This is a genomic window from Martinezella lusitana (genome assembly GCF_010668395.1).
Taxonomy (GTDB): Bacteria; Pseudomonadota; Alphaproteobacteria; order Rhizobiales; family Rhizobiaceae; genus Rhizobium; species Rhizobium lusitanum_A.
This window is the reverse complement of record NZ_WUEY01000001.1, coordinates 37,268-55,728: the sequence shown is the minus strand read 5'-3', so window position 1 is coordinate 55,728 and position 18,461 is coordinate 37,268. Positions and strand designations below refer to the sequence as shown.

23 protein-coding genes are annotated in these 18,461 nt (G+C 59.5%); 12 read left to right on the top strand and 11 right to left on the bottom strand.

Annotation, left to right across the window (positions count from 1 at the left end):
- Window positions 1-43 precede the first annotated feature (43 nt).
- On the top strand, window positions 44-478 hold the full coding sequence (gene tnpA / locus GR212_RS00310) for an IS200/IS605 family transposase (protein ID WP_113356627.1): 435 nt from the start codon (window positions 44-46) through the stop codon (window positions 476-478).
- Window positions 479-558: 80 nt separating this feature from the next.
- Here the strand turns inward: tnpA and GR212_RS00305 are convergent, their stop codons facing one another.
- On the bottom strand, window positions 559-1,209 hold the full coding sequence (locus tag GR212_RS00305) for a chloramphenicol phosphotransferase CPT family protein (protein ID WP_163984473.1): 651 nt from the start codon (window positions 1,207-1,209) through the stop codon (window positions 559-561).
- 147 nt (window positions 1,210-1,356) lie between these two features.
- Here GR212_RS00305 and GR212_RS00300 point away from each other — a divergent pair, with 147 nt between their 5' ends.
- The 5 genes from GR212_RS00300 to rnhA all read left to right on the top strand — a co-directional run bounded on the left by GR212_RS00300 (window position 1,357) and on the right by rnhA (window position 5,239).
- Window positions 1,357-1,776, top strand: a complete 420-nt coding sequence (locus GR212_RS00300; protein WP_163984472.1) for a DUF983 domain-containing protein — start codon at window positions 1,357-1,359, stop codon at window positions 1,774-1,776.
- 7 nt (window positions 1,777-1,783) lie between these two features.
- Window positions 1,784-2,530 (top strand): SURF1 family protein, encoded by a 747-nt coding sequence (locus GR212_RS00295; protein WP_163985141.1) that lies wholly within the window; start codon window positions 1,784-1,786, stop codon window positions 2,528-2,530.
- A 105-nt stretch (window positions 2,531-2,635) separates the two neighbouring features.
- Window positions 2,636-3,643, top strand: a complete 1,008-nt coding sequence (gene ispH / locus GR212_RS00290; RefSeq protein ID WP_163984471.1) for a 4-hydroxy-3-methylbut-2-enyl diphosphate reductase — start codon at window positions 2,636-2,638, stop codon at window positions 3,641-3,643.
- 193 nt (window positions 3,644-3,836) lie between these two features.
- Window positions 3,837-4,802, top strand: coding sequence for a homoserine kinase (locus GR212_RS00285; protein ID WP_163984470.1), 966 nt, complete (start codon window positions 3,837-3,839; stop codon window positions 4,800-4,802).
- Window positions 4,799-5,239 (top strand): ribonuclease HI, encoded by a 441-nt coding sequence (gene rnhA / locus GR212_RS00280; protein WP_163984469.1) that lies wholly within the window; start codon window positions 4,799-4,801, stop codon window positions 5,237-5,239. Before GR212_RS00285 ends, rnhA begins: the two co-directional genes overlap by 4 nt.
- A gap of 204 nt (window positions 5,240-5,443) precedes the next feature.
- Here rnhA and GR212_RS00275 read toward each other — a convergent pair whose 3' ends face one another.
- Together GR212_RS00275 and GR212_RS00270 are read right to left on the bottom strand one after the other, a co-directional pair.
- Entirely contained in the window at window positions 5,444-6,583 is a 1,140-nt protein-coding gene (locus GR212_RS00275) for a DUF262 domain-containing protein (RefSeq protein WP_163984468.1), read from the bottom strand.
- Entirely contained in the window at window positions 6,576-7,199 is a 624-nt protein-coding gene (locus GR212_RS00270) for a hypothetical protein (protein WP_163984467.1), read from the bottom strand. Before GR212_RS00270 ends, GR212_RS00275 begins: the two co-directional genes overlap by 8 nt.
- Before the next feature lie 217 nt (window positions 7,200-7,416).
- Here GR212_RS00270 and GR212_RS00265 point away from each other — a divergent pair, with 217 nt between their 5' ends.
- Complete coding sequence (locus GR212_RS00265) at window positions 7,417-7,725, top strand: Dabb family protein (RefSeq protein ID WP_163984466.1); 309 nt, start codon at window positions 7,417-7,419, stop codon at window positions 7,723-7,725.
- Window positions 7,726-7,776: 51 nt separating this feature from the next.
- Here the strand turns inward: GR212_RS00265 and GR212_RS00260 are convergent, their stop codons facing one another.
- From GR212_RS00260 to GR212_RS37480, 4 genes are read right to left on the bottom strand one after another with little or no spacing between them, the layout of a single operon-like run.
- Window positions 7,777-8,679, bottom strand: coding sequence for a metal ABC transporter solute-binding protein, Zn/Mn family (locus GR212_RS00260; protein ID WP_163984465.1), 903 nt, complete (start codon window positions 8,677-8,679; stop codon window positions 7,777-7,779).
- Window positions 8,680-8,698: 19 nt separating this feature from the next.
- The gene (locus GR212_RS00255) at window positions 8,699-9,571 is read right to left on the bottom strand and encodes a metal ABC transporter permease (protein WP_163984464.1); all 873 of its coding nucleotides are present in this window, start codon (window positions 9,569-9,571) and stop codon (window positions 8,699-8,701) included.
- Window positions 9,568-10,350: a metal ABC transporter ATP-binding protein gene (locus GR212_RS00250; RefSeq protein ID WP_163984463.1), complete on the bottom strand. Its 783-nt coding sequence runs from the start codon at window positions 10,348-10,350 to the stop codon at window positions 9,568-9,570. Before GR212_RS00250 ends, GR212_RS00255 begins: the two co-directional genes overlap by 4 nt.
- The gene (locus GR212_RS37480) at window positions 10,347-10,475 is read right to left on the bottom strand and encodes a hypothetical protein (protein ID WP_281411010.1); all 129 of its coding nucleotides are present in this window, start codon (window positions 10,473-10,475) and stop codon (window positions 10,347-10,349) included. Before GR212_RS37480 ends, GR212_RS00250 begins: the two co-directional genes overlap by 4 nt.
- Before the next feature lie 182 nt (window positions 10,476-10,657).
- Here GR212_RS37480 and GR212_RS00245 point away from each other — a divergent pair, with 182 nt between their 5' ends.
- Both GR212_RS00245 and GR212_RS00240 read left to right on the top strand, forming a co-directional pair.
- Window positions 10,658-10,903, top strand: a complete 246-nt coding sequence (locus tag GR212_RS00245) for a type II toxin-antitoxin system ParD family antitoxin (protein ID WP_163984462.1) — start codon at window positions 10,658-10,660, stop codon at window positions 10,901-10,903.
- The gene (locus tag GR212_RS00240; protein ID WP_163984461.1) at window positions 10,904-11,212 is read left to right on the top strand and encodes a type II toxin-antitoxin system RelE/ParE family toxin; all 309 of its coding nucleotides are present in this window, start codon (window positions 10,904-10,906) and stop codon (window positions 11,210-11,212) included.
- A gap of 46 nt (window positions 11,213-11,258) precedes the next feature.
- On the opposite strand, the gene GR212_RS00235 is transcribed toward GR212_RS00240, so the two are convergent.
- Window positions 11,259-11,744, bottom strand: a complete 486-nt coding sequence (locus tag GR212_RS00235) for a peroxiredoxin (RefSeq protein ID WP_163984460.1) — start codon at window positions 11,742-11,744, stop codon at window positions 11,259-11,261.
- Window positions 11,745-11,827: 83 nt separating this feature from the next.
- On the bottom strand, window positions 11,828-12,655 hold the full coding sequence (locus GR212_RS00230; RefSeq protein ID WP_163984459.1) for a protein-disulfide reductase DsbD domain-containing protein: 828 nt from the start codon (window positions 12,653-12,655) through the stop codon (window positions 11,828-11,830).
- A gap of 140 nt (window positions 12,656-12,795) precedes the next feature.
- On the opposite strand from GR212_RS00230, the gene GR212_RS00225 reads away from it, so the two are divergent.
- The 3 genes from GR212_RS00225 to GR212_RS00215 all read left to right on the top strand — a co-directional run bounded on the left by GR212_RS00225 (window position 12,796) and on the right by GR212_RS00215 (window position 14,885).
- A complete protein-coding gene (locus tag GR212_RS00225) occupies window positions 12,796-13,401 on the top strand; it encodes a YqgE/AlgH family protein (protein ID WP_163984458.1) in 606 nt (201 codons plus the stop codon).
- Window positions 13,402-13,496: 95 nt separating this feature from the next.
- Window positions 13,497-13,688, top strand: coding sequence for a CsbD family protein (locus GR212_RS00220; RefSeq protein ID WP_112796577.1), 192 nt, complete (start codon window positions 13,497-13,499; stop codon window positions 13,686-13,688).
- Window positions 13,689-13,829: 141 nt separating this feature from the next.
- A complete protein-coding gene (locus GR212_RS00215) occupies window positions 13,830-14,885 on the top strand; it encodes a zinc-binding metallopeptidase family protein (protein WP_163984457.1) in 1,056 nt (351 codons plus the stop codon).
- A 7-nt stretch (window positions 14,886-14,892) separates the two neighbouring features.
- Here the strand turns inward: GR212_RS00215 and GR212_RS00210 are convergent, their stop codons facing one another.
- Together GR212_RS00210 and GR212_RS00205 are read right to left on the bottom strand one after the other, a co-directional pair.
- Window positions 14,893-17,805, bottom strand: coding sequence for a sensor domain-containing phosphodiesterase (locus GR212_RS00210; protein ID WP_163984456.1), 2,913 nt, complete (start codon window positions 17,803-17,805; stop codon window positions 14,893-14,895).
- Complete coding sequence (locus GR212_RS00205) at window positions 17,802-18,416, bottom strand: GNAT family N-acetyltransferase (protein WP_163984455.1); 615 nt, start codon at window positions 18,414-18,416, stop codon at window positions 17,802-17,804. Before GR212_RS00205 ends, GR212_RS00210 begins: the two co-directional genes overlap by 4 nt.
- Window positions 18,417-18,461 lie beyond the last annotated feature (45 nt).

The following is an 18,461-nucleotide window of genomic DNA, read 5'->3' as shown; positions in this document are numbered from 1 at the left end:
CTTGAACCGCTGGCGTGGCCCAGACTTCAAACAAGGAGGTTATATGGATGAGCAATCGCTCTCGCATGCGACGTGGGACTGCAAATATCACGTTGTTTTTGGCAGCAAATACCGAACGAAAAGACTCTACGGGGATGTGCGTCGAGAGTTGGGTGAACTCTTACGTCGTCTGGCTCAGCAAAAGGGCTGCCAGATCGAAGAGGGTCATTTGATGCCCGATCATGTCCACATGTTGATATCGATCCCGCCGAAATACTCGGTCGCGCATATAGTTGGATTTTTGAAGGGCAAGACGGCTCTTTACATTGCCAACAAGTACGCGCGTAAGCGCCGCTACAAAGGGTATCACTTTTGGGCACGTGGGTATTTCGTGTCGACGACGGGCTATAATGAGCAGGTCGTCAGACAATATATCCGGAACCAAGAAAAGGCCGACAAAGCTTCCGACTTTGCCGACCTCTTTAATCGTAGCTACTAAGCACTAACAAAACCACTTCTAGTGGTTCAAGCGCAGCGTTTCAAACCTCCACCTTTGGTGGAGGTCATGACTTTGGGCGCTCAGCTTCCGGATGCCAGTCTCTCGAACGCGGTCGGATGAGATATGGGGCAAGTGAGCCGTTGCCGGATTTCCTCGGCACAGGCCTCCGGGCTGCTGATCGATGTATCGACCTCCAGATCGTAGATGCCGGGTCGATGCACATGCTCCTGCCAGGCGACGACCGGAGCGGGGATGGGCATGCCGGCCTCAACCGCCACATAGGCACTCTGTCTTTCCGGCCCTTCCGCCAGCCGCCGCTGCATCACGATATCGAGCGGGCAGCGTACGCCGACAAACAAGGCCGGCAGATCCGCAAGCAGCCGGGCGCAATCGCCGAGAATGCCGAGCGGCCGCGAATGGGCGTCGTGGTGGCCGAATTCGGCGACGACATTCAGCCCCATGCGGCTGTGCGCGGCGATGGAGGCATAGAGTGCGGCATAAAGGCGCGGAATCAGTTGCTCGAGGTCGGGTCGTTCGCCGCCAGGTCGCAAACCGATACCCGGCCGATAGCTTGGAGGCATGATGTGTCGCACATAGGCGTCGACGCCGAGATTGACCCACACGCCTTCGAATCTCTCCTGAATCACTTCGACGATGCTGCTCTTTCCGGATCGCGGCGCACCGTTCAGAATGATGATATGGCCGGATGGCGTTCCGTCGCTGAGTGCCATGATTTCAGTCCTTTTGCGCGTTTTCCGGGCCTATGACGAGAACATCCGAGCTTTTCGATTGGACGGATGTGCACATCACGGCTACTGATAATGACGGGGCGAGATCTTTCCATTCGCCCGCAATGGCAGGCTGATCGAGACAGAACTTTGAGCTCAGAACAAGACAAGACACCGGATGAGGCATCCCACACCGACAGCGCTCACTTTGCGCCCGTCGATCCGTTCAAGGTCGGCATCCAGGGATGTTGTCCACGCTGCGGCCAAGGCAAGCTCTTCGATGGATTATTGTCGCTGAAGCCGCGTTGCGCCGCTTGCAACCTCGACTACGCTTTCGCCGATGCGGGAGATGGCCCGGCCGTCTTCGTCATCCTGATCGTCGGCTTCATCATCATCGGCTCGGTCCTGTGGATGCAGATCAATTATGCGCCGCCGATCTGGGTCTATATCGTGCTGTTCGCCCCGTTGACGATCATTCTGTCCCTTTTGTCCCTGCGTTGGTGCAAGGGCATTCTGATCGCCCTTCAATATCGCAACAACGCCAGCGAGGGGCGCGTCAGTCGTGACTGAGCCGACGATGGCCGTCCGTCGCGCCAATCCCTTGTGGCAGATCGGCAAGGCACTGCTTCTGCTTGTCGCTCTCGTCATCCTCATCGGGCTCGGCACCTGGCAGGTCGAGCGGCTGCAATGGAAAGAAGGTCTGCTCGCCGATATCGCCGCACGCACGGATGCACCCGCCGTCCCCTTGTCGGCGATCGAGACCATGGCTGCGTCCGGGGGCGATATAGAATATCGTGTGGTAACCGCCACCGGCCATTACCTGAATGACAAGGAGCGGCATTTCCTCGCGACTTATGACGGCGACCCCGGCTATCATATCTACACGCCGCTGCAGCTGGACGATGGCCGCTATGTCTTCGTCAATCGGGGATTCGTGCCCACCGAGGCCAAGGAGCCTGAAAAGCGCAAGCAGGGTGAGTTGACAGGCGAGCAAACCGTCACCGGCCTCGCGCGCGCCAAGCTTGCCGGGCAGCCCTCGGGCATGCCGGACAACGATCTCGGCAAGAACATATTCTTCTGGAAGGATCTGGACACCATGGCGTCCAGCGTCGGTTTGCCGAAGGACAAGGTGCTGCCCTTCTTCATCGATGCCGGCAAGACGCCCAATCCGCAAGGCCTGCCGATCGGCGGCGTGACCATCGTCGATCTGCCGAACAGCCATCTGCAATATGCCGTGACCTGGTATGGGCTGGCGGTCGCGCTGGTCGCCATCGTCGCCATTTCCTGGTGGCGCAAACACCACCCGGATGCGCCCGGGCAATAGAGGCATGCAATAGAATAGCTTCATTTCGATGGAATATTCGGCTAGAGCAGGCGGCAAGGCGAACCTATCTATGGCTGAGCCACCGTTGCGGATTTCGGAAGAGAGATGAACATAGCCGTTTCCAAACCTGACCTGACCATCCGGCTTTGCGGGCCGCGCGGCTTCTGCGCCGGCGTCGATCGCGCCATCCAGATCGTCGTTCTGGCGCTGAAGGCCTATGGCGCGCCGGTCTATGTCCGCCACGAGATCGTGCACAATCGCTATGTCGTCGAAGGACTGGAAGCCAAGGGCGCGATCTTCGTCGAGGAACTGGACGAAATCCCGGCCGAACATCGCGCCCAGCCCGTCGTCTTCTCGGCGCATGGCGTGCCGAAATCCGTGCCGGCGGATGCCGATGCGCGCAATCTTTTCTACCTCGATGCGACCTGTCCGCTGGTTTCCAAGGTGCACAAGCAGGCCATGCGCCACAACCGCCTCGGCCGCCATGTCGTGCTGATCGGCCATGCCGGCCATCCGGAAGTGATCGGCACCATGGGCCAGCTGCCCGAAGGCACCGTATCGCTCATCGAGACGGTGGAAGACGCCGACACCTACGAGCCCGCCGATCCTGACAATCTCGGCTTCGTCACGCAGACGACGCTCTCGGTCGACGATACGGCCGGCGTCATCGCGCGGCTGCAGGAACGCTTCCCCAATCTTACCGCGCCGGCTGCCGACTCGATCTGCTATGCCACCACCAACCGCCAGGAAGTGGTGAAGGAAGCGGCTCCGGGTTGCGATCTCTTCATCGTCGTCGGCGCTCCGAACTCCTCCAATTCCAAGCGCCTCGTCGAAGTGGCGCTGCGGGCGGGGGCAAAGAAGTCCGTGCTCGTCCAGCGCGCCGCCGAGATCGATTGGGATAACATCGGCGATATCAAAACCGTTGGCCTTTCGGCTGGTGCATCTGCGCCAGAAGTCATCGTCAACGAGATCATCGAAGCCTTCCGCGCCCGCTACAATGCCGTCGTGGAGCTCGCCGAAACTGTGAAGGAAACCGAGAATTTCCTCGTCAATCGCGAGCTGCGCAGTATAGAGCTGACGACGGCGGACATGGCTTTCGTCAACGGGGATTGAGCAAGACCCCTTCGTCCTTCGAGGCTTTGCCGCTTGCGTTGTCGCTGCATCGGTAAAGCACCTCGGGATGAGGTGGCGTCAGTCTTAAGGCCGTGTGCCAAGGACTAGCCCTCATGGCGAGGAGGCCTGAACGGCCGTCTCGAACCCCGAGGGCGGGTGGCTGCGGCGCATGGGTGTATCAAGGGAATAATTCGTGGCTGTTTATACCGATATTACCGAAGATGATTTGAAGTGGTTCCTGACCGAATATGATGTCGGTGAATTGCTGTCCTACAAGGGCATTGCCGAGGGCGTCGAGAACTCCAATTTCCTGCTGCATACGACGCGGGATCCGCTGATTCTGACGCTCTACGAGAAGCGCGTCGACAAGGGCGATCTGCCGTTCTTCCTTGGGTTGATGCAGCATCTGGCAAGCCGCGGCCTGTCATGCCCGCTGCCTCTGCCGCGCCGCGACGGCGCCTTGCTCGGTCATCTCTCCGGCCGTCCCGCCGCCCTGATCTCCTTCCTCGAAGGCATGTGGCTGCGCAAGCCCGAGGCGCATCATTGCCGCGAAGTCGGCAAGGCGCTTGCCGCCATGCATCTCGCCGGCGAAGGCTTCGAAATCCGCCGCCCGAACGCGCTGTCGCTGCAAGGCTGGCAGGCGCTCTGGGAAAAGTCCGAGGCACGCGCCGACGAGGTCGAAGCCGGCCTGCAGGACGAGATCCGCAGCGAGCTCGACTTTCTCGGGCAGCACTGGCCGAAGGATCTGCCCGAGGGCGTCATCCATGCCGATCTTTTCCCGGACAATGTCTTCTTCCTCGGCGACACGCTGTCCGGCCTGATCGATTTCTATTTCGCCTGCAACGATCAGCTCGCCTATGACGTCTCGATCTGCCTCAATGCCTGGTGCTTCGAGAAGGATCATGCCTACAACATCACCAAGGGCATGGCGCTGCTCGAAGGCTATCAGAGCGTGAGGCCGCTGAGCGCTGCCGAAATCGCCGCATTGCCGACGCTTGCGCGCGGCTCGGCGCTGCGCTTCTTCCTGACGCGTCTCTATGACTGGCTGACCACGCCGGCCGGCGCGATGGTCACCAAGAAGGACCCGATCGAATATCTGCGCAAGCTGCGCTTCCACCGCCAGATCGCCTCCGCCGCCGAATATGGGCTGCAGGCATGAAGCACGTCGATATTTTTACGGATGGCGCCTGCTCGGGCAATCCCGGTCCTGGCGGCTGGGGCGCCGTGCTTCGCTACGGCGAGGTGGAAAAGGAACTCTCCGGCGGCGAGGCGGATACGACCAACAACCGCATGGAGCTGATGGCGGCGATTTCCGCCCTCAGCGCCCTGAAAGCGCCCTGCGAGGTCGATCTCTATACAGACAGCGTCTACGTCAAGGATGGCATCACCAAGTGGATCTTCGGCTGGAAAAAGAACGGCTGGAAGACGGCGGACAAGAAGCCGGTGAAGAATGCCGAGCTGTGGCAGGCGCTGGACGAGGCCTATAATCGCCACAAGGTAACGCTGCATTGGGTCAAGGGCCATGCGGGGCACCCGGAAAACGAGCGGGCCGACGAGCTGGCGCGTAGCGGGATGGAGCCGTTTAAGAAGAGGTAGGGTGGTTGGATGAAGCGTCATCCTTCCTTGCCTTGCGCTGTTTCAAGATTTCAGGAAACATAAGTGCCGGTTGTGCAGGTTTTTTAATAAAATTAATAAGATATTGAGGCACGCTGCGTGGAGATGTGAATCAATACACATACTTCAAGGGCAGCGTATAGCGGTTGGCAACACATCGACATCGATGTCTGGGAGGGCAAAGATTTATTGTGTCACGACGAGTTGTCGGAACGTTTCAGCACGCGTTATTCTCTCAGGTCTATTATTCACTGCTTCACGTGCCGCAATCTGAAACTCTCTCGGGGGATCGATGGCAAATTGCACGAGTTTTTCGCGCGTCGCATCTGGCACGAGTTTTTGGTGATCGAAACTTGTTGCTAATTCGCAGATCATGGTAAAAAAATTAGCCTTGCTCCACCAGATTGTTTTTTTGGGAAGGTTTATTTTTCGGACGATTTCTGCAACATCGTTCAACCAGTCCAGCATTTGCTCGCTCTGCGGGAACTCAGTATTATAGTCCTCAAGGTACTGTTTAACCTTTGCATTTCGACCGTAGTAACCCCCCAGGATTGTGGCCATCACGTTCAAAACAAACATTAGGGGCACTTTTCGTTGGTACTCATATGGCGTGAAGACGTTGTAATCCGCCATCAGGGTCGCAAACGCCCCACCTGCTCGTCCCTGAAGCCAAGCCCACTTTCCTACGGTGATACCGGGGTCTCGCAAAAACTCATTAGCATCGGCTTCGCTTTCGACATCTGGACGCTCGGCGTCATCGAACACATCCATAGCGACCTGAAATTCCTCCTCCGCGACATCGGCGACGGCAATATCACCACAAAGCACGCGGGCGATAAGGAGAAATTCGGATGAGCTATATTCCGTTGCGATGCGTTCAATAGTGGACAGTGAATAGAAAGTCCTATTAAGCCGCTTGAATACATCCTTTAGACGGGGATCTCCAGCGTCCAAATCAAAATCTATTACGGGCACTTCGTATTTTATGAAAGCAGTCTTCTCGTCATTTGTCAGATTTTTAAAATACTTCCCGTTCACCGGAAAGATGCCTGAGGAATATTCCCGTATAGCATTCAGCCGCTGCTGACCATCTACCACGCAAGTGAAACTCTCCATTGTGTTCACGTCAATTGGCCCTCTGGCCAGGAAAATCTGCGGGAATGGCAGCCCGAGAAGAATGGTTTCGATAAAGTCATGCTTGTGCGAGTCACGCCAGACTAGGTTACGTTGGAAATAGGGGGAAAGAATGAGCCGACCTGATCGTAGCAAGGACACCAAGTCACCAATTTCCCTGGAGCGCACTTGATATTTAAGGTCGTTAAGCATGGTCGTTTCCTATAATGTTCGCCAGTGCCGAAGCTTGTTTCCAGCAAAACGCTGCCTCATTTATATATATGGCGAGGCTAATCCTATTGAATTGGGCGCGATATACTCTGCTTATGTCGTCCAAGAATGCCATATCTTTGGTTCTTTCCGGACACCTTGGCAGATAGTCGAGAAGTATCATCCCACGTTTTAACAAATGCGATTTTAGCTTCGCACTGTGATCGGTACCCACCCAAACCGACTCGTCATTAAATGCCTTTGTCACTCTCAAGACGAGAGACCAATAATATTGGAACAAAGAACTATCTATGCAGGCAACATCTAGGTCAGATCGGCCAGGGACAAAGGAAGTGTCTTTGTAAGGACTAAATCCGAGTTGGGCTGAGCCGGAGAACACAACAGACCTGAACGCAATGCCATATTTATCAGCTATCGCTTTTTTGATTTCAAATTCGACGTCGTGCTTTCCCTCAAGGGCGTACGAAGATGTATCAAAATAGATTTTACGAGCGCGAGATACGGCATCTCTCTGCGCTTTAACAGCGGTAACCAATGCATTTCTTCGCGCATCAACGTCAGCAGGCATGCTTCCACCGTCAAACTCTCGTTCGAACATCGCCTACGCCAAGCGAAGGTGCAACCATTTCGAGAAAAAATCACGGCCTGTCCACTGCTTTTGGCGAGTGTAGACGGCGGAATAATAGAAATCCTTGCGATGCGTTAGCGCCGGTCCGCGCAGTTTCAAATAGGCTTAATTTATCCAGCACACTGCTCCCCATCTTGCCCGGCCGCCCTTTCCCTCTATGCTGGCCGCGACATCCAGGGAGGTAGGCATGATCCTGCATTGCGTTTTTCTTCGGCTCAAATCCGCCATGACACAGGATGAGAAGAAGGCTCTCTTCGAAGCGGTGGACGCCTTGCGGAAGGTCATCCCCGGCATCGTCGATGTGAAATACGGGCCAAACGTCTCGCCCGAGGGCTTGCATGGTGGTTTCGCGGATGGATTTGTCGTCACCTTCGAGAGCGCCGAAGCGCGCGATGCCTATCTGGTGCATCCCGATCACGTCGCCGTCGGCGAGCGGATCGTTTCGTCCACGGATGGCGGCTTGGCCGGCCTGATGGTCTTCGACTTCAATATCTGAGTTGGCGCGGTCGCAGGCGGATTATGGCTGCGACCGCGCCTGTTTCTGGGATCAGCTTGATTTCGCCATCGCTGTCGCCAGCTGCTGAACGTTATAACGGAACATTTTTTCGTATGTCGAAGCCGGTCCGTTGGACTTGGAGAGAGCCTCGACATAGAGCTCGCCGCCCGGCTCCGCGCCGGTTGCCTTGGCGACCTGCTTGACCAGGCGCGGATCGTTCGAGTTTTCGAAGAAGTAGGTCTTCACATGCTCGGTCTTGATCTGCTCGATCAGCTTGGCGACGTCGGCGGCCGAGGCTTCCGTTTCCGTGGAGACGCCGAGCGGCGACAGGAAGCTCACCTTGTATTCGCGGCCGAAGTAGCCGAAGGCGTCGTGGCTGGTCAGCACCTTGCGGCGATCGTCCGGGATCTTGTCGAACTTGCTGTGCGCATAGGCGTCGAGCTCGGTCAGGACCTTGGTGTAGCGCTCGGCATTGGCCTTGAAGTCGGCGGCGTCGGCCGGATCGGCGGCGGACAGGGCCTTCTCGATATTGGCGACCCAGATCTTCACATTGACCGGGCTGTTCCAGACATGCGGATCGGTGACCGTCTTGCCGTCATCGACCATGGTGCGCGTGTTGATGCCTTCCGAGACGACGACAGGCGTTCCCTTGTAGCCCGATGCGGTGATCAGCCGATCCATCCAGCCTTCCAGGCCTTCGCCGCTGACGAAGGTGACTTTCGCGGCGTTGAGCCTCTTGGCATCGGCCGGCGACGGCTCGAATTCATGGGGGTCGCCATTCGGGCCGACGAGGCTCGACACCTTCACATGGTCGCCGCCGACCTGCTTGACGACATCGGCAAGCACGGTGAAGGAAGCGACGACATCAAGCGTCTCGGCGGAGGCCGGTGCCGCGACGCCAAAGGCGACGAAGGCCGTTGCTGCGGCAGAGAGGAGCAGTCTTCGTTTGTTCATGCGAGTCTCCTTGTTTGGATTAGCCCCGGAGATGGGGACGGGGAAAGAACCGCCGGGCAAGGCCCGAGGGCGCGAAGAGAATGGAAAGGCCATAGATCACGCTGGCGGTGATGATGATCGTGGGGCCAGAGGCAAATTCGAGGTGATAGGAAGCGATCAAGCCGATATAGCCGGCAGCCATTGCCGTGCCGGTTGCGATCGCCATCATGGCAGGCAGGCTGCGCGACCAGAGTTGCGCGACCGCCGCCGGCAGCATCATCAGCCCGACGGCCATCAGCGTGCCGAGCGCTTGGAAGCTGGCGACGAGGTTGAGCACGACGAGCAGCAGGAACAGGAAATGATAGATCGGCCCGCGCCCGCCGACGGCGCGCAGGAAGCCGGGATCGAAGCACTCCATGACCAGCGGCCGGTAGATGATGGCGAGCGCGAGCAGCGTTACCGTGGTGATGGCGCCGATCTGGTAGAGGGCCGGCGCGTCGATCGCGAGGATGGTGCCGAAGAGCACATGCAGCAGATCGATGTTGGAGCCGCGCAGCGACACGATGAGAACGCCGAGCGCCAGCGAGGTCAGGTAAAAGCTGGCGAAGCTCGCATCCTCCTGCAGCACCGTCACGCGGCTGACGAGGCCGGAAAGCAGCGCCACGGAAAGGCCGGCCACCAGCCCACCAAGCCCCATGGCGGTCAGCGACAGCGAGCCGGCAATGAGATAGCCGATCGCAGCCCCGGGAAGAACCGCATGGCTCATGGCATCGCCCATCAGGCTCATGCGCCTGAGCATCAGGAAAACACCGATCGGCCCGGAGCCGAGGCCGAGGCAAATGCATGCGACGAGCGCGCGCCGCATGAAGCCGTAATCCGCAAAGGGCGCCAGGAAGATGTCGTAGGCGGTCATTCGGCCGGCTCCCGCTTCACCAGGCCGCCTTCGCTTTCCACATCGTCGGCCGAGCACTCGTCGGCTTCCATGTCCCAACGTTCGGCCATGGCGCGCGCCCTGATGAGGTTGGTCGCGCTCATTACGTCCTGCGTCCTGCCCCATCCCACAAGTTCGCGGGCGATCAGCAGCGTTTCGGGGAAATAGGCGCGCACCTGCTCGAAATCGTGCAGCACGGCGATGACGGTGCGCCCCTCCCTGCTCCATCGCAAGACGATGTCGAGAAGGTCGCGCGTGGTCCGCTGGTCGATCGCCGTGAACGGTTCATCCAGCAGGATGACGCGGGCATCCTGCAGCAGCAGCCGCGCAAAGAGGACGCGCTGGAACTGCCCGGCCGAAAGCGAGCCGATATGCCGCCGCTCGAAGCCGGAGAGCCCGACGAGATCAAGCGCTTCGCGCGCCCGCTCGGCATCCTTGCGGGAGAATTGGCCGAAGGCGCCGGCATTCTTCCAGGCGCCGAGCATCACGGTGTCGGCGACCGAAATCGGAAAGCGTCTGACGATATCGGCCGCCTGCGGCAGGTAGCCGAAATCGTTGCGCATCAGCGTGCCACGGTCGATCGATCCTTCCGCCGGGCGCAACTCGCCGACGATCGCCTTGAGCAATGTCGATTTGCCGGCACCGTTCGGCCCGGCGATCGCCGTCAGGCTGCCTTCCGCAAAGCTGCCCGAGACATGGTGCACCGCCGGATGACGTTCATAGGCGACAGTGAGATTGCTAAGGCGGATCAGTGCGCTCATGCCAGAGCCACCGCCCAGCCGATGGCAGCCCAAAGCACCACAATGCCGACCGCCACATAGGCGAGGCGCATCACGGCCGAGCGGCCCATCAGGGAGGGCGCGAAGGGATCACGGTCGAAGGGCATTCAAGGAGCTCTCAATTATGTAATAACATTACATGTAGTAGCCGATCAAATGCGGCGAAAAAGAGGCGGATGATGGATTGACGGTCGTTGAGCACCGGTGATTGGAGTTTTGCCTCATCAATGCTATATATCATGCATTATCTGTTATTAGCTCTTCGGAGTGGCCTGCAGGGGAGGCGCGCATGAATGTTTCCATCGGCGAGCGCTGGGAAAAATTTGTCGAGAAAACGGTGGAAGAAGGCCGCTACAGCTCTGCCAGCGAAGTTGTGCGGGAAGGTCTCCGGCTAGTGGAGGAGCGCGAAGCAAAAATAGCAGCTTTGCGGCGTACTCTGGAGGCATCGATTGCGCGCGGCGGCGACATATCTGACGAGGATCTTGGTGCCGCCTTGGAAGCCAAAGCCGCTGAACTGGCAAAGGAAGGCGATTGAGTGCCTCGGCTCCGTTATACAGCCGCAGCGCAAGATAATATCCTTGATATTCTTGTATTCATCATGGGCCAAAGCGGCAGCCAAGAGGTTGCTCCACAGTTCACTGGCCAGCTACGCCGCAAATGCGCGGATCTCGCGGCTTTGCCGGGCCAGATGGGCCGCCCGCGCCCGGAGCTGCGAGATGATATGCGCAGCTTTGCATTTCGCGGCTATATAATCTTCTTTCGCTATGTCGATGATGTTTTCGAGGTCTTGAATGTGCTCGAAGGACATCGCGATTTCGATGCCCATTTCAACGAAGAAGAATAAGGCAGGAGCGCCCTAGGGGCGCTCCGCATCTTACCTGTGAACGATCTTAGAGCTGCTCGATCATCGCGGCCGCACCCGATACGGTTGCCTGACCGGGGCTTTCCTCGATGTTCAGCGTCTTCACCACGCCGTCTTCCACCAGCATGGAGTAGCGCTTCGAGCGGATGCCGAGGCCGCCGGCGGAGAGATCGACGTCGAGGCCTAGCGCCTTGGTGAAGGAGCCGTCCCAGTCGGCGAGGAAATGAATCTTGCCGAGGCCGCCGGACGATTGCGCCCAGGCGCCCATGACGTGCCAGTCATTGATGGCGACGACGGCAATGTCATCGACGCCCTTGGCGAGAATGGTGTCGCGGTTCTCGAGATAGCCCGGCAAGTGGTTGAGCGAGCAAGTGGGCGTGAAGGCGCCGGGGACGGCGAAGAGCACGACGCGTTTGCCGGCAAACAGCTGCTCGGTGCTGATCTCGACCGGGCCGTCGGCGGTCTTTTCCTTGAAGGTGGCGGCAGGCAGCGTGTCGCCGATGGCGATGGTCATGGCACTCTCCTTGGGTCGTGAATTCGCGGCGCTCGCGTGGCCGCCGATTGCATGAAAACGGTTTGTGAAACTATAGATCCGCTCTACTCGAGCGCAAGGGTGGTTTCCATGGCGCGATCGCCATCGACCACCAGGATGCCCCAGCTCTTGCCCTTCGGATCGTAGTTCTTCGGCAGCTTGCCGATCTCTATGTCGGTCGAGAACGTAGCCCCTTCCCACGTCGCGTTCGCCTGCTGGAAAAAGACATAGCCCGACGGCCCGGTTACATAGATCGCCGGTGCCGTCCCGGCCGCTTTCGGCAGCGTCAGACGCAGCGAAAGGCTCTTGGCATCGGCGGAGATCGTGTGGCTCTGGACGGCGAAATCCGCTGACGGTGCTTCCGGCAACAGGGCTTTTGCCGCGTCCAGCAGGGCCAGTTCATGCGATGTCGGCTGCTCGCCCACCGGCAACGTCAGCGAAAGCTCGGCCTGGAAGGGGATACAAATGTCCTTGCAAAGGCCGATGAAGGCGCTCAGCTCAAGCTTTTCCGGCGGTTTGCCCATAAGGCGAAAATCGAGCGGCAACGTAACCGGCGCGTCGTAGCCGATTTCCTGTATGGGCCCGACGCTGATCGGCTTCGGTATGGGATACCCGGTCTTTTCCAATGTCACGCCGCTGCCGGGCGCAGGCGTCACCTGTGGCGGAATCCCGCCCTGGCCAGGCTCGCGCCAATAGGTAATCCAGCCGGGCTCCGGCTCGATCTGCAGGGCCGCGCGTATATGCCCCTGGGCGTCCGGCGCCAGCGCCACCAGGCGCATTCGGCCGCCCTGATTGTCCACCCAGTCGCTTGTGGCGGCATGGGCCATCGCAACGCCGCACAGCAGGGCGGCAAATGGTATCGACAGGCGGGCGAGAGTTCTTATTCCAATCATGAAACAAGGATTTAGCGGATTGGAGCATCGGGAGCCAGCACGCTCGAAGCAGGAAATGATCATTTTCAGTTGATTGATTTATGACATTGCCCCATCTTGGCTACAGGCGGTGCAGTTGTGGACTGCGGTCAGGAGGCACGATGTCCCTATCGACGCTGAAGAATAGACGCGAAAGAGGTTTTCTCGACGGTCAGTTCCTGATCGCTATGCCCGGTATGGAGGATCGGAATTTCCATCGGACGGTCATTTATATTTGCGCACATTCCGACGCAGGCGCCATGGGCTTCGTCATCAACCGTGCCCAGAAGCTGACATTCACGGATGTGCTTTTGCATCTGGACATGATCAAGGACGACGATGCCATTGTTCTTCCGGCGATGGCGCGCGATTTTCCGATCCAGACCGGCGGCCCGGTCGAAAGCGGCCGCGGTTTCGTGCTGCATTCGGACGATTACATCAGCGACAGCAGCATTCCGGTCAGCGACGACATCAGCCTGACGGCGACGCTCGATATCGTGCGGGCCATTTCAAAAGGCAGCGGACCGAAGCGTGCGACGATGCTGCTCGGCTATGCCGGCTGGGGTGCCGGCCAGCTCGAAGCGGAAATCGGCAATAATGGCTGGCTGAATTGCCCGGCAAACGAGGAATTGATCTTCGACCGCAGCCTCGACAACAAGTACGAGCGTGCCCTGGCGCTGATGGGAATCCATCCGGCGATGCTGTCGCCCCATGCCGGGCATAGCTGAACCGATTTGCGTTATTTTGGAACGAAATAGCGTGCGCGACGTTTTCCTGACAGAGCAACGGCAATTCTGCCGTGCCAGCCAAGGAGGCGTAAGACATGAGCAGCACGACCGACAAGGTGTCCGGCAAGGTGAATGAAATCGCCGGCAAGGCCAAGCAGATGGCCGGCAAGGCGACCGACGACAAGGAAATGCGCGCCAAGGGTGCGGCCCAGGAAGCCAAGGGCAAGGTACAGACTGCCGTTGGCAAGGCCAAGGACAAGGTGAAGGGCGCGGTAGACCGGATGTAGCCGGCTGCTTGTATTCTTACATCTATGGTCGCTGCTCCGTTTGAATGAATGTTGCAGCAGCGATGTTGGGAGGAAGGGCCTGTTACGGAAACGTGGCAGGCTCTTTACTGTGGGGTCGGTACATCTTTTTTCCGAGGGACCATGCGGCTTTTCACCTGCGATCACTGCGGTCAGCCTGTTCATTTCGACAACAGACAATGTGTCCGTTGCGGCCATCAGCTCGGCTTCGTTCCGGATCGTCTGGCAATCCATGCGCTCGACGCCGACGAGGGCTCGAATTGGCATCTCGTTTCCGAGCCAACGCGACATGTGCGCTTCTGTGCCAATGCGGACCTCGATATCTGCAACTGGCTTATCGATGCGGACGATCAGCAACCCTATTGCGTCGCCTGCCGTCACAATCGTCTGGTTCCGATTACCGATACCCAGCAGGGAATAGACCGCTGGCGGCGCATCGGGCAGGCGCAGCGGCATCTGTTCTATTCCCTGTTGCGCTGGAACCTGCCGCATCCCGACCGGGTGGAGGATCCTCAAGGCGGATTGGTCTTCGATTTCCTCGAGGATGAGGTGCAAGGCGGCACCGTTGTCCCGGCCATGACCGGCCATGAGGAGGGGCTGATCGCCATTCGTGCCGCCGAGGCCGACGACGTGACGCGCGAACAGGCGCGCACCTCGATGAACGAGCCCTATCGCACCTTGCTTGGCCATTTCCGCCATGAGACCGGGCATTTTATCTGGAACAAGCTCGTTCGCGACCGCGGGCAGTTCGATGCGTTCCGTGCGGTCTTCGGCGACGAGCGCGCCGATTATGGCATGGCGCTTCAGGCCCATTACGACAACGGCCCGCCCGCAAACTGGCAGGAGAACTTCATCAGCGCCTATGCGAGCGCTCACCCGTGGGAGGATTTTGCCGAATGCTTCGCGCATTACCTGCATATCGTCGATACACTGGAAACGGCGCGCTCCTTCGGCCTGGCGATCGATCCCCAACGGTATCACGAGATGGCGGCCGAGGTGGATTTCAATCCCTATAAGGCTGAAAGCGCCGAGCAGCTTGTCAGCGCCTGGATCCCGTTGAGCGTGGCGATCAACTCCATTCAGCGCAGCATGGGGCAGCCGGATTCCTACCCCTTCATCCTGTCGCCCCCTGTCGTCGCGAAGCTCGACTACCTCCGGGAGCTGATCGACAACGCCTGACCAGGCATCAGGCGCGCTTCGTCAGCGGAAAGCGTTCCTTCAATAGACGCAGCACCGAATCCGAGCCCATCGGCGGGCCGAAGATGAAGCTCTGGCCATAGGTGCAGCCGATCTTGGCAAGCTCCAGCGCGTCCTCTTCGGATTCGATGCCCTCGGCGACGACGCGCATGTTGAGTTCGCGCGCCATGGAAATGACCGAACGCAACAGCACAGCCTTCTTGTCGCTCTCGTCGCGGACCATGGCCTTGTCGAGCTTGATCGTGTCGAACGGGAAGCGGGTGAGATAGGCAAGCGACGAGTAGCCGGTACCGAAATCGTCGAGCGCCAGGCCGATGCCGGCGTCGCGCAGCTTGTCGAGCACCAGCCGCGCCTGCTCCGGGTTCTCCATCACCTGCGATTCCGTCAGCTCGAGCTTGATCCGGCTCGGATCGCAATGGGTCTTGGCAAGCAGGGCGCGGATATCGTCGTAAAGCTCATTGTTGAGCAACTGCACGCTGGAAAGGTTGATGGAGACGAACAGCGGCAGATCGCCGGTCTGTCGCTGCCATGCCTTCAGGTCGTTGGTTGCCTGTTCGAGAGCGAACATGCCGAGCGGGCCGATGATGTCCGATGCCTCGGCGATCGGAATGAACTCCGATGGCGGAATGTTGCCGCGCTTGGGGTGTTCCCAGCGCATCAGCGCCTCGAAGCCCGCGACTTCGGCGTCCTCCAGCCGCACGATCGGCTGGTAGACGAGTGAGAGCTCCTTGCGCTCGACGGCGCGGCGCAGATCGGTTTCGAGCTGCAGCCGGTCGGTGCCGAAGCTGCGGAAGGCCGGCTGGAAGGGCTCGACGCGATTGCCGCCGGCGCGCTTGGCGCGGTACATGGCAAGTTCGGCGTCGCTGAGCATCCCGGCCGCATTTTCCTGCTGGTCGACCCACGATGTCAGCCCGACCGATGCCGTCAGGATAATTTCGCGATTGGCGAAGTTGATCGGCACCATGATCGCCTTGCTGATCGCATCGGCAAAGTCGGCCACCTTGGCCGGATCGCGTTCGGAAACCAGAATGAGGCCGAACTGGTCGCCCGAGAGGCGGGCAAGCGTATCCTGAGGCTTCATCAGGCGGCGAAGACGACGGGTCAACGCGATAAGGATATTGTCACCGGCGGCAACGCCGAGCGTATCGTTGACGAGTTTGTAGCGGTCGATGTCGATGACCATCACGGTCGGCCGCAACTGGTTTCCGTCCGATGCCAGCGTCAGAACGGCCTGCAGGCGATCGAGGAAGACCTGCCTGTTCGGCAATCCGGTCAGGTTGTCGTGCACGGCGTCGTGCAGCAGGCGTTCGACCGAATTCTTCTGCTCGGTGATATCGACGATCGTGCCGACGCAGCGAATGATCTCGCCGTTGGAGCCAAGCACCGGCCGGGCGCGGATCGACAGCCAGTGGAAATGCCCGTCCTCCGCGCGAATGCGGAATTCATGGTTCAGCCGGCCGCGCCGATGTTCCAGCAGCACATCGAGCGTCGCTCGGAAACGGTCGCGATCGTCGGGATGCAGCCGTGGCAGCCAGTTGCGCGCCGCGCCATGCATGGTGCCGGGCGAAAGGCCGAGCTTCATCGAGATATCGGGCGTCGTCACGACACGGTCGCGCGCGACGTCCCAATCCCAGACGGTGTCGCCGGAACCCGTCAGCGCCAGCGATTGCCGCTCCAGATCCGAAAACAGCCCCTGCTGGAACGCGCCGCCGGCAAAGGCGTGCTGCATGACGGTGAAGCCGATCAGCAGAACGATCAGCACCAGACCGCCACCGAGCGCGGGCTGGATGATGTCGTTGTCGAGCTTGCCCATGACCGTCATCCAGCCGCCGAAGAGCCAGACGAGGATAAGCGCCCAGGCAGGGACGAGCAGGATGGCGCGGTCATAACGGCTGAAGCCGAGATAGATGATGAGCAGAAGGCCCGCCGTCGCCGTCAGGGCCAGCGACAATCGTGCGATGCCGGACGCAATCGACGGGTCATAGATCGCGACGCCGAAGAGCAGGGCAAGGCCGAGGACCCAGGCCAGCGTCACATAGCCGAGATGGGCATGCCAGCGATTGAGGTTGAGGTAGGTGAACAGGAAGATCACTAGGCTCGACGCGAGCGCCACCTCCGCACAGGCGCGCCATATTCGCTGGTCGCTGGAGGTGATGCTGATGAGCTTGCCGAGGAAGCCGAAATCCACGCAGATGTAGCCGAGCACGGCCCAGGCGAGTGCTGCCGTCGCCGGCAGCATCGACGTGCCCTTGACCACGAAAAGGATGGTCAGGAACACCGCCAGCAGCCCGGCGATGCCGAGCACGATGCCGCGGTAGAGCGTGAAGGCGTTGACCGTATCCTTGTAGGCGTTCGGTTCCCAAAGGTAGAGCTGCGGCAGGCTCGGCGAGGAAAGCTCCGCGACGAAAGTGACGACCGCGCCCGGATTCAGCGTGATGCGGAAGACATCGGCCTCATCGCTCGGCTGCCGGTCGAGCGCGAAACCTTCGCTCGGCGTGATCGCGACGATGCGCTGCGAACCGAGATCGGGCCAGAAGACCTTCGAATTCACAAGGCGGAAATGCGGGGCGACGATGACGCGTTCGAGCTGCTCTTCGGAGACGTTGGCGAGCGCGAAGACCGCCCAGTCGCCCTGGTGGTTCGGCGAAGAGGATCGTACCTCAATGCGGCGCCGGATGCCGTCGGCGCCGGCGGCTGTCGAAACCTGAAAGGCTTCGCCCTGGTTGGTGTAGATTTCCGTCGTTGCCGTCAGGTCGAGAGCGGTATCGTCGCGTGAGATCTTCACGGGCTCGGCTGCGTGCGCCATGCCGGCGATCAACAGCAGCATAGCGGCCGCAAGCGTTGCGATCACGGCGCACAGCCGCCTGGCCATCGGCCATGTCTGCAGCACTCCGGCGATCATCGCTGGTCGAAGCTTCGGTTCAGGTCGGCATCGGATGCCAGCCTTGAAAACATCACATGGTCGCGCCACTGACCGTTGATTTTAAGATAACCGCGCAAATGACCTTCCCGCTGGAAACCGGCTTTTTCCAAAAGCCGCATGCTACGCTCGTTATCCGGAATACAGGCTGCTTCAATTCGGTGCAACTCAAGTCCGGAAAAGATATAGGGTATAACCAACTGAAGTGCGGCGAACATGTGGCCCTGGCCGGAATAGCGTTCGCCCATCCAATATCCGATCATGCAGCTCTGCGCGGCACCGCGGCGAATGTATCCGATCGTGATGCCTCCCACCAGCGTCATGTTTTCCCTGAGGAAAACGAAAAGCGGTATGGCCTGGCCGGAACTGTATTCCTGCTTGCCGCGGATGATGCGCGCCCGATAGGCGCCTTCGGTCAGCTCGTCATGCCGCCAGGTCGGCTCCCACGGCTCCAGAAAGCGGCGGCTTTCCGCCCGAAGCCTGTGCCATTGGTTGAAATCGGAATAGCGCGGCAGGCGCAGCAAATATTGTTCGTTTTCGAGTTCAACCGCGTCCGGGTGACGTGAGAGAAATCGAAAGACAGATTTTTGCATGCCGCCAAGCACTCCCCCGAGAATTGAACCCATAGGCCCGCGGCG

Bases quoted from the DNA above. Each gene is read 5' to 3' on its own strand.
- tnpA (WP_113356627.1), top strand. From the start codon at position 44: ATGGATGAGCAATCGCTCTCGCATGCGACGTGGGACTGCAAATATCAC.
- GR212_RS00305 (WP_163984473.1), bottom strand. From the start codon at position 1,209: ATGGCACTCAGCGACGGAACGCCATCCGGCCATATCATCATTCTGAAC.
- GR212_RS00295 (WP_163985141.1), top strand. From the start codon at position 1,784: ATGGCCGTCCGTCGCGCCAATCCCTTGTGGCAGATCGGCAAGGCACTG.
- ispH (WP_163984471.1), top strand. From the start codon at position 2,636: ATGAACATAGCCGTTTCCAAACCTGACCTGACCATCCGGCTTTGCGGG.
- rnhA (WP_163984469.1), top strand. From the start codon at position 4,799: ATGAAGCACGTCGATATTTTTACGGATGGCGCCTGCTCGGGCAATCCC.
- GR212_RS00275 (WP_163984468.1), bottom strand. From the start codon at position 6,583: ATGCTTAACGACCTTAAATATCAAGTGCGCTCCAGGGAAATTGGTGAC.
- GR212_RS00270 (WP_163984467.1), bottom strand. From the start codon at position 7,199: ATGTTCGAACGAGAGTTTGACGGTGGAAGCATGCCTGCTGACGTTGAT.
- GR212_RS00265 (WP_163984466.1), top strand. From the start codon at position 7,417: ATGATCCTGCATTGCGTTTTTCTTCGGCTCAAATCCGCCATGACACAG.
- GR212_RS00260 (WP_163984465.1), bottom strand. From the start codon at position 8,679: ATGAACAAACGAAGACTGCTCCTCTCTGCCGCAGCAACGGCCTTCGTC.
- GR212_RS00255 (WP_163984464.1), bottom strand. From the start codon at position 9,571: ATGACCGCCTACGACATCTTCCTGGCGCCCTTTGCGGATTACGGCTTC.
- GR212_RS00250 (WP_163984463.1), bottom strand. From the start codon at position 10,350: ATGAGCGCACTGATCCGCCTTAGCAATCTCACTGTCGCCTATGAACGT.
- GR212_RS37480 (WP_281411010.1), bottom strand. From the start codon at position 10,475: ATGCCCTTCGACCGTGATCCCTTCGCGCCCTCCCTGATGGGCCGCTCG.
- GR212_RS00245 (WP_163984462.1), top strand. From the start codon at position 10,658: ATGAATGTTTCCATCGGCGAGCGCTGGGAAAAATTTGTCGAGAAAACG.
- GR212_RS00235 (WP_163984460.1), bottom strand. From the start codon at position 11,744: ATGACCATCGCCATCGGCGACACGCTGCCTGCCGCCACCTTCAAGGAA.
- GR212_RS00230 (WP_163984459.1), bottom strand. From the start codon at position 12,655: ATGATTGGAATAAGAACTCTCGCCCGCCTGTCGATACCATTTGCCGCC.
- GR212_RS00225 (WP_163984458.1), top strand. From the start codon at position 12,796: ATGTCCCTATCGACGCTGAAGAATAGACGCGAAAGAGGTTTTCTCGAC.
- GR212_RS00220 (WP_112796577.1), top strand. From the start codon at position 13,497: ATGAGCAGCACGACCGACAAGGTGTCCGGCAAGGTGAATGAAATCGCC.
- GR212_RS00215 (WP_163984457.1), top strand. From the start codon at position 13,830: ATGCGGCTTTTCACCTGCGATCACTGCGGTCAGCCTGTTCATTTCGAC.
- GR212_RS00210 (WP_163984456.1), bottom strand. From the start codon at position 17,805: ATGATCGCCGGAGTGCTGCAGACATGGCCGATGGCCAGGCGGCTGTGC.
- GR212_RS00205 (WP_163984455.1), bottom strand. From the start codon at position 18,416: ATGCAAAAATCTGTCTTTCGATTTCTCTCACGTCACCCGGACGCGGTT.